This is a genomic window from Occallatibacter riparius, from assembly GCF_025264625.1.
GTDB classification, from domain to species: Bacteria; Acidobacteriota; Terriglobia; order Terriglobales; family Acidobacteriaceae; genus Telmatobacter; species Telmatobacter riparius.
This window is the reverse complement of the sequence record NZ_CP093313.1, coordinates 5,157,398-5,172,434: the sequence shown is the minus strand read 5'-3', so window position 1 is coordinate 5,172,434 and position 15,037 is coordinate 5,157,398. Positions and strand designations below refer to the sequence as shown.

16 protein-coding genes are annotated in these 15,037 nt (G+C 60.6%); 9 read left to right on the top strand and 7 right to left on the bottom strand.

Translation table 11 applies throughout. The features are described from left to right. Positions 1-86 precede the first annotated feature (86 nt). The 3 genes from MOP44_RS21080 to MOP44_RS21070 form a co-directional block, all read right to left on the bottom strand. Entirely contained in the window at positions 87-1,268 is a 1,182-nt protein-coding gene (locus tag MOP44_RS21080) for a glycoside hydrolase family 172 protein (RefSeq protein WP_260792375.1), read from the bottom strand. A gap of 83 nt (positions 1,269-1,351) precedes the next feature. Continuing rightward, on the bottom strand, positions 1,352-1,771 hold the full coding sequence (locus tag MOP44_RS21075) for a DUF5946 family protein (RefSeq protein WP_260792374.1): 420 nt from the start codon (positions 1,769-1,771) through the stop codon (positions 1,352-1,354). 101 nt (positions 1,772-1,872) lie between these two features. Next, positions 1,873-2,622 (bottom strand): glycosyltransferase, encoded by a 750-nt coding sequence (locus MOP44_RS21070; protein WP_260792373.1) that lies wholly within the window; start codon positions 2,620-2,622, stop codon positions 1,873-1,875. A 97-nt stretch (positions 2,623-2,719) separates the two neighbouring features. Between MOP44_RS21070 and MOP44_RS21065 the strand changes: the two genes are divergently transcribed. From MOP44_RS21065 to MOP44_RS21035, 8 genes are all read left to right on the top strand, one after another. Beyond that, positions 2,720-4,204 carry a glycosyltransferase family protein gene (locus tag MOP44_RS21065; protein ID WP_260792372.1) on the top strand — a complete coding sequence of 495 codons (1,485 nt, stop codon included), beginning with the start codon at positions 2,720-2,722 and terminating at the stop codon, positions 4,202-4,204. 434 nt (positions 4,205-4,638) lie between these two features. After that, entirely contained in the window at positions 4,639-6,186 is a 1,548-nt protein-coding gene (locus MOP44_RS21060; RefSeq protein ID WP_260792371.1) for a DUF6798 domain-containing protein, read from the top strand. A 334-nt stretch (positions 6,187-6,520) separates the two neighbouring features. Further along, positions 6,521-6,997 carry a hypothetical protein gene (locus MOP44_RS21055; protein WP_260792370.1) on the top strand — a complete coding sequence of 159 codons (477 nt, stop codon included), beginning with the start codon at positions 6,521-6,523 and terminating at the stop codon, positions 6,995-6,997. A 254-nt stretch (positions 6,998-7,251) separates the two neighbouring features. Then, the gene (locus MOP44_RS28185; RefSeq protein ID WP_390905505.1) at positions 7,252-7,689 is read left to right on the top strand and encodes a DUF1330 domain-containing protein; all 438 of its coding nucleotides are present in this window, start codon (positions 7,252-7,254) and stop codon (positions 7,687-7,689) included. A 144-nt stretch (positions 7,690-7,833) separates the two neighbouring features. Further along, complete coding sequence (locus tag MOP44_RS21050; protein WP_260792369.1) at positions 7,834-8,328, top strand: hypothetical protein; 495 nt, start codon at positions 7,834-7,836, stop codon at positions 8,326-8,328. Between the two features lie 184 nt (positions 8,329-8,512). Beyond that, the gene (locus MOP44_RS21045; RefSeq protein WP_260792368.1) at positions 8,513-9,028 is read left to right on the top strand and encodes an Lcl C-terminal domain-containing protein; all 516 of its coding nucleotides are present in this window, start codon (positions 8,513-8,515) and stop codon (positions 9,026-9,028) included. A 1,137-nt stretch (positions 9,029-10,165) separates the two neighbouring features. After that, positions 10,166-11,572, top strand: coding sequence for an ATP-binding protein (locus tag MOP44_RS21040; RefSeq protein WP_260792367.1), 1,407 nt, complete (start codon positions 10,166-10,168; stop codon positions 11,570-11,572). A gap of 3 nt (positions 11,573-11,575) precedes the next feature. Next, complete coding sequence (locus MOP44_RS21035) at positions 11,576-12,703, top strand: universal stress protein (RefSeq protein WP_260792366.1); 1,128 nt, start codon at positions 11,576-11,578, stop codon at positions 12,701-12,703. Positions 12,704-12,708: 5 nt separating this feature from the next. On the opposite strand, the gene MOP44_RS21030 is transcribed toward MOP44_RS21035, so the two are convergent. From MOP44_RS21030 to MOP44_RS21015, 4 genes are read right to left on the bottom strand one after another with little or no spacing between them, the layout of a single operon-like run. Continuing rightward, positions 12,709-13,164 (bottom strand): SHOCT-like domain-containing protein, encoded by a 456-nt coding sequence (locus MOP44_RS21030; RefSeq protein ID WP_260792365.1) that lies wholly within the window; start codon positions 13,162-13,164, stop codon positions 12,709-12,711. Beyond that, entirely contained in the window at positions 13,161-13,430 is a 270-nt protein-coding gene (locus MOP44_RS21025) for a hypothetical protein (RefSeq protein ID WP_260792364.1), read from the bottom strand. The genes MOP44_RS21030 and MOP44_RS21025 overlap by 4 nt, the downstream gene beginning before the upstream one ends. A gap of 28 nt (positions 13,431-13,458) precedes the next feature. After that, positions 13,459-13,728: a hypothetical protein gene (locus MOP44_RS21020; RefSeq protein WP_260792363.1), complete on the bottom strand. Its 270-nt coding sequence runs from the start codon at positions 13,726-13,728 to the stop codon at positions 13,459-13,461. Between the two features lie 8 nt (positions 13,729-13,736). Then, positions 13,737-14,126 carry a DUF2089 domain-containing protein gene (locus MOP44_RS21015; RefSeq protein WP_260792362.1) on the bottom strand — a complete coding sequence of 130 codons (390 nt, stop codon included), beginning with the start codon at positions 14,124-14,126 and terminating at the stop codon, positions 13,737-13,739. A gap of 519 nt (positions 14,127-14,645) precedes the next feature. Between MOP44_RS21015 and MOP44_RS21010 the strand changes: the two genes are divergently transcribed. Next, positions 14,646-14,948 carry a hypothetical protein gene (locus MOP44_RS21010; protein WP_260792361.1) on the top strand — a complete coding sequence of 101 codons (303 nt, stop codon included), beginning with the start codon at positions 14,646-14,648 and terminating at the stop codon, positions 14,946-14,948. Positions 14,949-15,037: the final 89 nt, after the last annotated feature.

Below are 15,037 nucleotides of genomic sequence, written 5' to 3'. Positions count from 1 at the left end.
AAGTGACAAAGTCACAAAGTCTCATTTCCACTCTGTAACTCTGCCATTTTGTAACTTTGCCACCTTGCCACTCTGCAACTTCGCCACTAGTCTTTCGCCTTCTCCGCCCCCGGCCCACCCACAGCAAACACCCGCGGCAAGCGATCCTCGGCCTTCGGCAGCGTCGGAAACTCCAAGTGCGGCTCCGTCTGATACCAATAAGCCACCGTATAGAAATCATCCGACCGGCAATTCGCATGCCCGTGCTCCATCGTCACTTTGATCGACTTCTCAAACGTGATGGGGCTCTCGACATGCCACCGATAAAGGCAATAACGCCCGCCAATCCGCTCCGGATCCACCATGTACGGCGCGCCGTTATGCGGATACGCAAACGCCTGTAGCCCGAAGTCCCACGCCCCATTGTAGTAGTCCTCGGTCCCCGTGCCGTTGATCGTGGGATTCGTTTCGCCGTCGATGAAGATCATGTCGTCGCCTTCGCCGAACCACTGCTCCTGATTCTGCAGCACGCCGTGCGTTACGCCCACAAAGTGCCCACGCCCAGTCGCCTCCATGAAGACGTAGTTCCCTTCACCGTTCAGGTTCGGCTTGTCGCCTGCGCCCTTGTCCCAGTTGTTTTTCCAGTCATTCGTCCAGCCCTTCGCCGGCGCGGCCTGCCGATACTGCGCGTGGAACCGCCCCACATCTCCCGGCAGCGACGCCAGCGTCACATAATCAACCGCATAGTAGAGATTCCGCGTAGGCGCCTTCCCCTCGTTGGTCACGGTGATCTTCGCCCCACTTGAGAACGGCATCTCGAAGTAGCAGTTCAGCGCCTTCACCGGTGCCACCGTGGTCAGCGCCGACTGATACGTGAAGTACTCGCCCAGCGTGAGCCCGTAGAAATCTCCAATCGGCACCTCCACCGATGGCGACGACTCCCCATCCCACCACATGCGCAGCACCAGGTTCTTCAGGTGATGCGGATCCTCTGAGTTGATCGTGAACCAGATGTGCGTGATTACTCCTGCACCCTTCTCATCAAGCAGCGTGACTGTCTTCCCCGGCATAACCGGAACCGAGTCGCCATTGCCACCCGTCCGATCCCAGCTCGATGACCGCCGCGTCTTATAACTGCGCAGCCGGGCCAGGTCCAGCAGCCCCTCCGGAATCTCGCCACCGCCCGGCGCATCGGCCGCATATGCCGGAGCCGCAGCCCCAGTCAATCCAGCAATCGCTCCCGCCGACACAATCCCACCCAGCAGCTTCCGCCGGTTCACTCTGTTCATGCGCACACCTCTCCTCGGGAAAAGAATGAAAGCCAAAGGTTTTCTAGTTGGCAGCCTTGCCCCTTGTCAATGGACCATCCGGCTCACCACACGCCCAGCTCGAACGCACAGGTCTCACCGATCTGGCTATGCAGCGCCTCGCACGCCTCCCACACCGAGTTGCACCACACGTCGATCATCACCTGCAGGTCCAATCCTGGAACAGCCTCGAGCACATCGTCGACCCGAATCGCCCCGCGCCGCTCCGGCAACTCCGGCATCGACCATGTCCGTCGCGGCGTGCCCAGTTGCATGTGCGCTCGCTGCACCTCGCGTCCATTGAATCCCCGCTCCAGGTGCAGATACAGCCCGATCAGGCCAAACATTACCGCAATCGGCTTCGAATCCTCCGTTGCATGCTGCACGGCCCACGCATCCACCACGTGTTGATGGACGAACGTGGCATCGCCCAGCGTCAGCGTGCAAACCATCAACTCGTGCAGCAGTTCTTCCTCGCTCGCCATCGTCCTCACTCACTGCACATCCATCGTACCCACGTCGTCAGGCTGCAATCGATGAAGGAAGCACCTTTGCCGGCCCACTGCCATCCCTGCCTGTTCACTCTTCACTCCGCCGAACTCTCAGGGGCTCCAACCATAGCCTTCCACTTCTCCTGATAAAGCCTGCACAGCAGCAACACATAATCCCACGCCACCCGCGCTCCCGCCTTACTCCGCCCGCCACCACGCCGTCCAAATTCAAACGGGACTTCCACGACGGAGCGCAACCGCCCTCGCGTCAAAATCTCCAGCAGCAGCTTGAACCCCGTCTGCCGAAACGCAACCCCCGCCACGCACCGCCGCCGCACCAGGAAGTACCCCGACAACGGATCACTCACGCGAAACTCCGCGGGCTGCAGCGGCCGCGCCATCCAGATCGACACCGCCGTAGCCAGCCGTCGCAGCGGATTCCTCCACCTATGCCCCGCCCCCAGCGCAGCGAACCGGCTTGCCAGCGCAACATCCGCACCCGCCTCCATCGCATTCACCAGCTCACGCAGCACCTCCGGCGGATGCTGCATGTCCGCATCCATCACCCCAAGCAGCGATGCATCGGTGTTTTGCCATCCATGCAGAATCGCCCCGGCCAGCCCGCGCTCTCCGCGCCGCACCAGCAGCCGCACCCTCGGCTCCCGCTCCGCGATCGCAGCCACCACCGCCGCGGTCGCATCAGGGCTATCGTCATCCACCACCAATATTTCGAACGCAACCGGCAGCGCCGCCATCACCGCCAGCACACGCTCCAGCATCGCCGGCAGGCACTCAGCTTCATTCAACGTCGGAATCACCAGCGCCAACTTCTCTTCCAACCGCATCCACACCCGCCCCGCACAACCCAGATACGAACAAACAGGCTTCGAACGAAATAGACTAAATCCGCAGACGCCTTTCAACCTCTCGGAGATCCTATCGTTGCGACTCCCGGCCTTACCCTCGGCAATACTGCCAGTCGCGTTCTTCTCGGTCCTCGGCTTTCTCGTAATGGGCTATCATCCCGGCGCCGAAGACGACGCCGTCTACCTCGCCGCCATCAAATCCAGGCTCAACCCCGCCCTTTACCCGCACGACTCCGCCTTCTTCAAGCTCCAAATGCAGGCCAGCGTCTTCGACACCGCGATGGCCGCCTTCGTCCGCCTCACGCACATTCCCCTCGCGTGGGCCGAACTCCTTGGTCAGCTTCTCGCCATCGTTCTCATCTTCTGGGCCTCGTGGCGCATCCTCTGCATCCTCTTCGACGAAATACCCGCGCGCTGGGGTGGTCTTGCTGTCCTCTCTGCCATGCTCACGCTCCCCATCGCCGGAACAGCCCTCTACATCGCCGACCAATATCTGCATCCACGCAATCTCGCCACCGCACTCATCCTCCTCGCCTGCCTCCGCGTACTCGAACGCCGCTGGATCACCGCCCCCCTCCTCCTCACCGCAGCCATCCTGCTCCACCCCATGATGGGCGCATTCGGCCTCTCTTTCTGCGCCTTCCTCGCCCTCACCCACAGCCCCACCATCCTCGCGAAGCTCAACCGCTTCACCCGCACCCCCCAGCACGCACTCGCCGTCCTCCCCATCGGCTGGATCCTAAAACCCCCGCCCCCCGGCTGGGTCGATGCCATGCGTCCCCGCCACTGCTTCTGGCTCTACCAATGGACCTGGTATGAGTGGCTCGGCGCACTCGCTCCGCTCATCCTCTTTTATGCGCTCATGCGCTGGGTCCGCGCCCGTGGCGAAACCCCGCTCGCCCGCTTCTCCATCGCCGTACTGCTCTTCGCCCTCTTCCACCAGGCAATCGCCATGATCCTCTGCGGCCCCAGCGCTCTCGTCGTGCTCGCCACAACGGAGCCCATGCGCTACCTCCAGCTCGTCTACATCTTTCTCGCTCTCGTCGGTGGCGCGCTGCTCGGCCGCAGCATTCTCAAAGCCCACGCGGCCCGCTGGACCATCTTCCTCCTCGTCCTCAACATCCCTATGTTCCTCGTCCAGCGCCATCTCTTCGCCGCGACGCCTCACATCGAGCTCCCCGGAGCCCCCAGCACTAACCCATGGCTACAGGCCTTCACTTGGATCCGCGTCAACACGCCTCCCGATGCGTACTTCGCCGCCGGCCCCCAATACCTCGCCGCTCCCGCAGAAGACATGCACAGCTTCCGCGCCCTCGCCGAGCACAGCATCCTCGCCGACGACCTCAAGGACCGCTCCGTCCTCAGCAAGGCCCCCGCTCTCATCCCCGAGTGGCAACGCCAGCTCAATGCCCAGCAAGGATGGGATCGCTTCCAGCTAGCCGACTTCAAGCAGCTCAAACGCAACGTCGGAGTCGAATGGCTTCTACTCGATCGCACCCCACCCCCCGGCCTCCAGTGTCCCTGGTCCAGTCAGCAGATCTTCGTCTGCCGCATTCCTTGATCCCACAGAAAATCCCGCCGCGTCCGTCCTCCACCATGCGAAACGCCTTCAAAAATTCGAGCTGCCCATGTAATCGTTTTCCCGGCTAAACGCGTCCAAGTGCTAAGCTGAGATAATTATTTCGCCCTCTGAGACGTTGAATGCCTGCACCCCGATCTGCCACCAGCCTCGCGCTTCAAAAGCCAGCGAATATAGGCCTAGTGCGTTGCACCGCTGCCGGCCATTCGCGTTCCCAGAGCGCCCCGTATTTCTTTCCGCGAAGTTCAATTGCGAGCCCCGCTGCCCGCAATCTTGTCGTGCATTCTTACTCTTCGCAGTCCTTCTTTCTATCGTTGCCCTTGGTTGACTGTGGTATTTCCGACTTTTTAGAAACAGACGGGCCCCGATAATTCAGGCCTCGGCCTGAAACGACACGATTGACTGCTGGAGAAGAAGTGCCCTTTAGCGAACGTAAGCCTTTCCCCATCCTGCGCCTCGCGGGCCTCACCCTTGCGGCCCTTGCCATTCACGGCTACTACTTCGGCGTTGAAGACGCCGAAATCTACGTCCCCGCCGCCAAAAAGCTCGCCAACCCCGCGCTCTACCCCTTCTCGCCCGAGTTCTTCCTCGATCACGAGCACCTCTCCATCTTCGGATCCGTCGTCGCAGCCACGTCGCACTTCACCCATCTGCCCATCGACTGGTCCATCTTCCTCTGGTACGTCGTCTGCCTCTTCGGCATGATCGCCTCCTGCTGGCTCATTGCTTCGGGCTGCTTCACCTCTTCGCGCGCGCGCTGGTCCGCTGTCGGCATCGTCACCGCGGTCCTGGCCATGCCCGCTGCCAACACCGCGCTCCTGCTCAACGACCCCTACCTGACCGCCCGCTCCTTCTCCACCCCGCTCACGCTCATCGCGCTCGGCGGCCTGCTCCAGCGCCGATACGCCCTTGCTGGAGTCACCGCCCTCATCACCGGCCTCTTCCATCCGCAGATGGTCGCCTACCTCATGGTGCTCGCCGTCGTGATCCTGGTGACCGAGCAGAGCAAGGCCCGCGCCAAGCACCCGGTACCCGCCCTCGCCTCAGCCATCGCCGTCCTTCCCACCGGCTTTGACTTCAAGCCCGCGACCGGCGCCTATCGCGAAGTGCTCTACTCGCGCGACTATTACTTCCTCTACAACTGGCAGTGGTATCACTGGTTGGGAATGCTCGCTCCCCTCGCGATCCTCGCCTGGTTCTGGCGCGGACGCCTTCGCGGGACCACCGATTCTTTCTCCCTGCTCAGTTTCGTCATGATCCCGTTCGGCATCCTGTCGATTGTCGCGGCGATCGTCATCTCCAGCTCGCCCATCTTCGACAACTTCATCCGCCTTCAGCCCCTGCGCACCTTCCACCTCATCACTATCGTCTTCGTCATCCTCCTCGCCGGGGTCTTTGGAGAATTCGCCGGCATCCGCCGCGACGGCCGCAGCCGCACCTGGGCCATTCCCGCCCTCGCCGGCTCGCTTGCCATTGGAATGTTCTTCGTTGGCCGCGCCACCTATCCGCACAGCCAGCAGATCGAGTTGCCCGCCGCAACCAGTCCCAACGCGTGGGTCAACACCCTGCTCTGGATCCGCCAGAACACCCCCGAAGACGCTGTCTTCGCCGTCGACTCCCACTACCTCCGCGACGACCTCACCGACTCCCACGGATTCCGCGCCGTCTCCGAGCGCTCCGCCCTCGCCGACTACTACAAGGACTCGGGCGCAGCCTCGCTCTTTCCCACCCTGGCCGACGAGTGGAAGCAGATGAGCACCGCCACCACCGGCCTCAATCACTTCACCCAGGCCGACTTCCAGCGTCTCAACACCGAATACCCCGCCGTCACCTGGACCGTAGTCCACGGCCCTGCCCTCACCGGCCTAAATTGCCCCTACCAGCAGCAGGGCTACGCCGTCTGCCGCATCCCATCCGCAACTTCGCCATCCACGACTCTGTCAGCCACAACCTTGTCATTCTGAGCCGCAGGCGAAAAACCCGCTGTTACACACTTGATCCAGCACGAAAAAGGGCGCGGGTGCCCCCGGCCTCTACCACTTGGAGACCCGGGAGGGATGCAAATCAACCAAGGCACAAGGGTGCCCCATCCTGGCTCTGCTAGGGTGGGAGACCACCAACGCCCACCTGACCGGTACCGACGACAAGGTGTGTGGAGACGGTGCTCCCTTTCAACTTGACTCCCCCACAACCCCGGGCTTACATTGGCACCGCTTTTCACCTGCGGTTTCCCCTCATAGGAAGTCCTCCTCAGTCATACCGGCTTCATTCCGTGAACCAAAGACAAGGAGAATTCGAATGCAACGCTTCCTCAGACTGGCTATCGCAACTCTGGCAATCACCTCGGCCGCCGCCGCCTTTGCTGCGGACAACTCTCTCGGCTCCTGGAAGTTGAACGTGGCAAAAAGCAAATACTCTCCCGGCCCACTTCCTGTGAAGAGCCTCAGCAGCACGCGCGAAGCCGATGGCGAGGGAGTCAAAGTTACCACCACCGGCGAGCGCGCTGACGGCTCGGCCATCAACGCCACATATACAGCAAAGTTTGATGGAACTCCCGCATCTGTCTCCGGCCAGGGTGCCCCCTACGACACCATCTCTCTCAAGCAGGTCAACGCGAACACCTTCAGTTACGAATCGAAGAACAGCACGAACAAATACCACGTCAGCGGTCGGCTCGTAATCTCGGCAGACGGCAAGACTATGACCATGAATGCCAAAGGAACCGACGCTGCAGGCAAGCCCATCTCCATCACGCTCGTCTACGACAAACAATAGCTATTGAGCTGCCCGAGCGAGCAGGGGCCTTCGGGCCCCTCAAAAACGTGCGGCGGGCGGCCCAGCAGCCTTTGAAGGCATACATACCGATCCGTTACCTGTGAGCCCACTGTCAGCCCAGAGCGGGGGAACTGAGGTCAGAGCATTAGCTGTTCGGGAACGAGTGACCGCCAATACGGAAGTTTCTTGAAAATGGCAGAATACCGAGTGGCAAACGTTCGGAACCGGAAAGGGGGAGTTCAGTGCATAGGCTGATGCTTCACAAGCGACTCACGCTTATATCTGCGTTGGGGATTGGCCTTGTAATAGTAGCGACGACAGCACGAGGCACACCGTCAGCAGTTCCAAAGGCTTACGCGATCGCTGAGATCAACGTGACTGATCCAGTTGCATATAAGAGCTACGTAGATGCCGTCACGCCCGTTGTGGCCGATTCTGGAGGGAAATATCTCGTTCGTGCCGGAGTTGTCGTTCCCGTCGAAGGAGACGCTCCAACTGGCCGGTTCGTAATCATTGAATTTCCCAGCTTGGCAGTCGCAAGGTCTTTTGAAACGTCGCCCCAGTACCTGAAGATTGCGTCCCTTCGGCAAAGAGCCTCGCGAAGCAGACTGTTTCTGGTCGAGGCTCTTCGTCTCACTGAGCGGGCCCGTCCGCGAATTGTCAGCTTCCAGCGGCGATTCACCCGGCACTGACGTACCTTGGATGGAATCCGAGCGGTTAACCGCCTATACGGAAGCTATTCGGTCAGAGGCGAACAACGGCATACTTCCGTATACGCGACAACTCGCCCGGAACCGTCGCGTGTTAGTCTGCCGGGTTAGCAAAGGAGTCCGTTTGTGAAGAGAGAGCTTCCGGTGTCGGGAGTAGTGCCGATTGCGGAAATGCGGGGAGAGGACGATGACGAGACGCAGAGGCTTCGCAGCATGGAGGCCACGGCGCGAGCGTTTCTGAGCGATTTCGACTGGTGTAGTGAAATCCGCGAGTTCTATTTTGGCGAGGGAATTGGTGACGTGTTTGCCATCTTCTTAGCCCGGATAAAACCCAATCGCCCGTCAGTTGATGAATACGTCTGGGTTATCGTCGGTGACATCCCGTCCGCGTACCTCGTTACGGATGACTGCCCCTCACCGAAAGAGGCTCTCGAAGGCTACATCTGGGAGGTGAGGAAATGGGTTGCTCTCGCAAAAGAGGGACGAACATCCCGTGACGTCATCCCAGTGAACGCCCCAGCTACACGCGAATGGGCGCAAATGTTGGAGCGCCGTCTGAATGCGCTGGAGCAGAGGATAATCCCGATCTGGTTTACATCGTCGGACAGCACTCCACAGTAGGGAGCGAGATACCCCCTACTCGGAAGTGATCCGATTCTGGCGGGGGCGAACAGCCGTCAAAGGGGCGAGTCGGCGACAACTCGGGCCAAACTAGGCAGTGTACACGGTAGCCCTATGGAGCAGTAGCGAAAGTGTCACAGTCGATTGCTCATTCACTGCATCGCCGCCTTTACTCTCGGAGGGTATGAACGCCAAGGTGATCCTGAGCCTTCTCTTCGGTGTTGCCCTGATTTCCGCCGCTCAATCTTCGACGGAGCAACGTGTCTTCGCACAGGAGACATCAGTAACCGGTACTTGGACTGATCCATCCACGCGGCTGATGTGGGCCGGTGGAGATAACGGGAGAGACGTGAGTTGGAAGGCTGCTGTAAAGTACTGCCGCGATCTCCGATTGGCCGGGTACTCGGACTGGCGACTGGCGACAGTTGCTGAGTTGGGGGCGATCTACGACCGCAATGCCAATGCTCCCGGATTAGCAGGCTCGGGCAAAGACAGTTCCTTCACTTATCACGTGAAGGGCAACCTGTTCCTGACCGGTGATCAGTGGAGCAGTGAGCGCATAAACGATGATCGTGGACATCCATCGGGTTACGCGTGGTATTACGACTTCAACGAGGGAAGGTCAGACAATGAGCCGAGCGGGTTCCCCTACTCCTCCTCACTTATGCGTGCGCTCTGCGTGCGAGGCACCGGGAGGTAGACTCCACCTGCGGATTGCGGCGGGTGACCCCCTACTCGGAAGTATGCCCGCCGGGAGGGACGAACAAAAACGATAGAGACGAGTCGCCGACCACTCGGGAACAATGGGCGGCAGTCCGACCAATGCCTCATCTTCTCCGCGAATACACGGAGAGCAAGAAACCTACGCAGAACAGTGCAAGGATGAAAGGCAAGAACCACCAGAAGTGATCTATAAAACCCAACGGGCTGAAGGAAACCGTCACCTGTTCCCCCGGTCCAGTCGGTGCAGCTTTGAAAATTCTCCAAGACACCCAGACCATCATTACAATTGGCGTAACCACACATCCCAATAGCGCGGTGCCGAGTCCGACTAACACGCTCTTGAAGTAGACCATTCTGGCGCACCTCTGAACGGGAACGAGTGTAGCGCCATTGTCTTGTTCCGGGGCAGGTGGCCCGGTCACGAGGTCACGAGAAACCTGAGTGCCCCATTCATCCACGGCCTTATCGTGGATGAGTGGGAAACCACGAACCTCGCCCCGCATTCACCGACCCCCGCGCCGTGGACGCGGCGTTTGTCAGCCCCGCGTTTCCCGTGCGAACCCAGTTCCAGGACCCCTTCCAACGTTCGTGATCGCTATCACATACACGCTAAGTCCGATGTCCTATCATCGGAAGGCCTTTCAGAAGGCAGGGAGTGGTGTCTCCTCTCCCGCGGCGTGTCATTGAGAGAGCGAATCGTATGGACCGCGCATCTCCGCGGGAAGGGTCTAAGGGCAGTTAACCAGGTGGTAACTGGGGTTACTAGAAAATTAGCTACCCCTCCCCCTGTTTTTGCTTCTCCGTATCTTCGCCAATTCTGCACTTATGATGCACACTCTAAGACACATACAGCGATCCTGAATTTCATAGGCTAAGAACAGATCGTTACAACAACTAATTCGGTTTTTTACTCCATAGTAAACACCCATTCCCACGCACTCACCCCCAGGCAGCGGACGAAACGCCAAACATCGCGATTGCACCGATCAATCCCAAACCCCGCAACCTCCTAAATCGATTCACTCCAACTCCTTTCCTACTCAAGCCCAACTTTGCGCTGACACGCCTCCATCAGCCACAATGAATATGCTGCCTTCACTCTAAGAATCGCCACATGCTGAATCTCACCCAGCGGTTGATCCTCGGATGCGTTGCACTCGCCGGCCTGACCGTCTGGCTTGCCGTCGCCGCGCATCAGCCCATGGCCGCCGCGGGCCATCCGCTCCTCAGCATTGTCCTTCCCATCGCCGCAGTCGCCATCGCTATCGCGACCTTTCTTCTGGTCCTCCAGCCCATTCGTTCCCTCGCGCGCGACACCAAGCGCATCGCCGAAGGCAACCTCGAACACCGCACCGACTGGGCCGGCCACGACACCCTCGGCATCATCGCCGCCGAACTGAACCGCGTCGCTGTCCGCCTCCGCGACCTGCGCGACTCCGAAGCCGGCCGTCGCCAGATGGAGTTCCAACTCTCCGACGCCGTGCTCCAGTCCATCTTCGAGCCCATCATCGTCACCGACGGCAAAGGGCACATCCTCAAGGTCAACCAGGCAGCCGCGCAGCTTCTCGGCGAGAACGCCGCAGACCGCATGGCCCTGACCAACACACCCGGCGGCGGCAAAATCCTCTCGGCCATCCGCGACGCGATCGCCATGCAGAAGGCTGTTGCCGGCGAAGGCGAGTCGGCGCTGCTGCCCATGCGCATCGGCAAAGCCGATCGCAGCTTCCGCCTCCGCACCACGCCCATGCGCGACTCCGAAGGCCGGCTCCTCGGCACCGTCACCACGCTCGAAGACGTGACCAGCCTGCAGAACACCGACCGGTTTAAGACCCAATTCATCGCCGTCGCCAGCCGCAAGCTGCGCGACCCGCTCCTCCAGGTTCGCCGTGGGCTCTACGCGCTTACAAAAGGCTTTGCCGGCGAGCTCTCGCCGCTTCAGCAAGACCTTCTCGCTTCCACGGTCGAAGACTCACAGAAGCTCGACGACCTCATGGCCGACCTCATCGAAGTCGCTGAAATCGACGTGGGCAAGCGCGAGATGAAGCTCGAGAACCTTCGTCCGCTTGCGATCCTGCGCGATGCCGAAGCGCGCTACTCCGACCAGGCCGCTGCAAAGCAGATCGACATTCACGTAAACGCCTTTGCCGATCTCTCGCCCGTCTACGCGGACCGCCGCGCGGTGCGCAGCATCTTCGATAATCTCCTCACAAACGCGCTGCGTTTCACCCCGGCCGAAGGCCACATCCTGCTCGCGGCCGAGGAGACCAAAGACTTCGTCCAATTCACGGTGCGCGACTCCGGCACCGGCATCGAACCCGAGCGGCTCGCCAACATCTTCGATCGCTTCAATACATCGTCCGAATCCGGTACCGGCATGGGACTCGCCCTGGTGCGCCGCCTCGTGCAGTCGCTCGGCGGCCAGATCGCCGTCGAGAGCCGCGTCGGCACCGGCACAACCTTCCGCTTCACACTTCCCGTGGCAGTGGTTGAACCGGCACGGCACACCGTCGAGGTCGGTTAGCACATGCCCGAAGTCAAGCTCGAACGTCGCGCGCAGGAAGGCAAGCTACGGATCTACATCGGCGCGGCGCCCGGAGTCGGAAAGACCTACGACATGCTCAACGATGCCTGGCGCATGATGCACCAGGAAGGCATCGACGTCGTCATCGGCTTTGTAGAACCGCATGGCCGCCCTGAGACCAGCGCCCGGATCCGCGATCTGGAGATCATCCCGCAGCGAGTGGTTCAATATCGCGACGTTAAGTTCAAAGAGCTCGACGTGGACGCGATACTCGCCCGCAAACCGCATACAGTCCTCGTCGACGAACTGGCGCACACCAACGTGCCCGGCAGTCGCAACCAGAAGCGCTACGAAGACGTGCTGGAGCTGCTCGAAGCCGGCATTAACGTAATGACCGCCGTCAACATTCAGCATCTTGAGACTCTGAATGACGCGGTCAGCCGCTCCGCCAACACGGAGATCCGCGAAACCGTTCCCGACAGCTTCTTTAAGCGCGCTGATGAAGTGGTCAACGTCGATGTCACGGTGACGGAGCTTCGCAACCGATTGCGCCAGGGCAAGATTTACGCTGCCGACAAGGTCGAGAAGGCGCTCGCTAACTTCTTCCGAATCGGGAACCTGAACCTTCTGCGGGAACTGGCTCTGCGCACCACTGCGGAGCAGGTCTCCCGGCGCGAGTCCGAGTACCGCCGTACCCAGGGACTCGAACAAGCCACCGTCCCCGAGAAGGTCATGGTCTGCCTGAGCCCGCGGCCCGGCACTGAGAAGCTGATCCGCGTGGGCGCGCGCATTGCCGGCCGTCTCGCGACTAACTGGTACGCCGTCTTTGTCTCCAAGCCCAAGGATCCGAAGATGGCCGATCCCGAGGCACGCCACCGCATCGAGGAGTATGAGCGCATGGCCCGCGACCTGGGCGCCACGGTCGTCAAGCTCGAAGACAAGAACGTCTCGGATGCTTTGATCCGCTTCGCTCAGCAGGAAAGCATCTCGCACGTCGTCTTCGGCCAGTCCGCCCGCTCGCGCTGGGAGATCCTGCTCCGGGGTTCAACCCTGAACCGTTTCCTCGCCGAAGTCCGCGACGTCACGGTTCAGGTCGTCCCTACACAGAAGTCCGCTCGACGCTCCGCCTGACGAGTCTATTCGCAGAAGACCCGCACCTTGGTCTTGTTTCCTTCCGCACCATCGACATCCACCGTCAGATCCTCGAGGTGGTCGATCAGTTCCTCCAGGTTCTCTGGCTTGATCTGCGACAGGGTGATCGGCACACCGTGCTTGCTGAGTGCTTCGTCCAGTTGGCCGTGCGCCTGCTGGGGAATCAGCGCGGCCAGCCGTACGCCCGCCCGCAGCAACTGCATCGGCACGCGGACATTCACGGTCGTCAGGCCCTTTAGCCCGGTTGAAGACTCGTCTGCCTCCACCAACACCCGCAGGTACTTGGACCGTGTCTTGACCGTGGCGCCGTTGCTGGTCTTGCCTGAAAACTCCCCAAGCACATTCACCGGATCCAGCGCCGCAATCAGCCGGTCGGCTTCGTCTGCTGTGATCTTTCCATCTGCAAGCATTTGCAGAATCTGTCTGCGATTCTCGTTCATATCGTTTCTCCCATTCCCTTCGTCAGCATTGAAAACGCCGCGCTCCATGCATTGAAGACTTCGCGCGCAAACCCCTCGATCAAGTGGCCCACTCCGTCCAGCGAGAGATGCAGGTGAACCTGCGTCGCGCAGATCAGCAGGCAGGCTGCGACGATCCAGAGCTCCTCGCGGGCGTCGGCCCAGACCCGCAGCAGGCGCTCGGCCTCGACGGCAGAGATCCGGCCAGCCTCCACCAGCCCCAAAATCGTCCTTCGCTCACTTCGCATGTTCATCTCCTGCTCCCTCATGCCTGGCCTAAAGAATCCGCACCGTGATGTGCTTGCCTTCCGCGGTGACGCGGACACTTGTTCCCGGGAGCGCGCAGAGAATGCCCCAGAACGCCTCGATGGCCCGGCCGAGCGGAAAACCTGCGCCCAGGCAGAATGGCCAGACCACCAGCAGCACCACCAGAAGCAGTGGTGACAGCAGCAGGACCAACAGCCAGAGCAGAAACAGCGGGACCGGAATCGGCAGGCACCAGAAGTGCTCGCTCTGGACCCTTACGACAGCGATGTTCGGTATCACTGGTCCTCCTAATCATTCAGCGCTTCGAGCGCACGGATGGCATCGTCGGCCGACAGTTCGCCGCGGCTGAGACGGTTGAGTACTTCTGCTCGGGAAGGCGACGGGTTGGTTTCCACGAATTCGAGCTGGCCGGCGATCCGGTTCAGCCGGGCCTTGATGGTGGGGTAGCTCACGCCGAAGACCTGTTCCATCTCCTTGATGGAGCCGTGGGAGCGCAGGAAGGCGACCACGAAGACCTGGTCTTCCAGGGTGAGGCGGGCTAGCTGGGGGGGTGCAAAGGCGCCCTCGACGGCGATTCCCTTGTCTGGGATGGAGACGCGCTCGATGACGATGGGCGCGCCCTGGGCGATTCTAAGGACTTCCTGCCACTCGGAGTCCGGCTTGCCTGCTGATGCCATTTCTGTGTCCTCGTAGACCTGATACGAGAACAATATCAAATTTGTTCATTCTTGCAATACTATTTCTTAATTTTATTTATCACCACGCTCCAGACGATTTATCAGCAGGTGGCCGGCGCCGCTCTCGGAGACTTCCGAGTCACTCGCTCTGAGAGGGGGTGGGGGGTGCCGCTCCCGGAGACTTCTGAGTCCCTCGCGCTGAGGGGGGGGGGGGGGGTGCCGCTCCCGGAGACTTCTGAGTCCCTCGCTCTGAGGGGGGTGGGGGTACTGTTTGTAGCTTGGACCACCAACCATCGCCGGCAAACATGTGGTCCTCTTCCCTTCCCGGACTGAGCCCGTTGCCCGCCGAAACAGCTCGGGGGCTTCGAGTGGGGATAGCTATCATGCGGGATTCGTGGGATTGGGGATGTGCGCCTGGTCACACGCTCGCGTGATGGGTGACCGGTGGGCGAAGCTTCCGAATTGGGGGTCACTCGTTCCCTATCGGGCCGATCCACGTTGTTCGATATGATTTCAGCCATGAGTTGGCGCGGATCATTTCTGAAGTTCGCTGCTATTGCGGGGGCGATTGGCGTGGCCGTGCCGCTCGTCCTGACGTTTCGGTGGTTCGTATTTCAGCATTCGTTTGGAAGTGTCGAGGGCTGGCTTTGGCCGAGTTCAGTGATGTTCATGGCACTCGACGCACCGGGCACCGCCCGTTCGACGGTGGTGTTCGTCTATACAGTTGCGATTGTCAAGAACGCACTGTTCTACGGCTTGATCGGCGCGATCACATGGCTTGCAGTTCGCACCTTCAGTTGGTTCCGTCAATCGTCACGCTAAAATCGATCCGGTCGAGTTGTCGCCGATGGGGAAGTTACCGTGGTTTGAATCGGTATCCTGCAGGGGCTGAAGCCCACGTCGATCGGGAG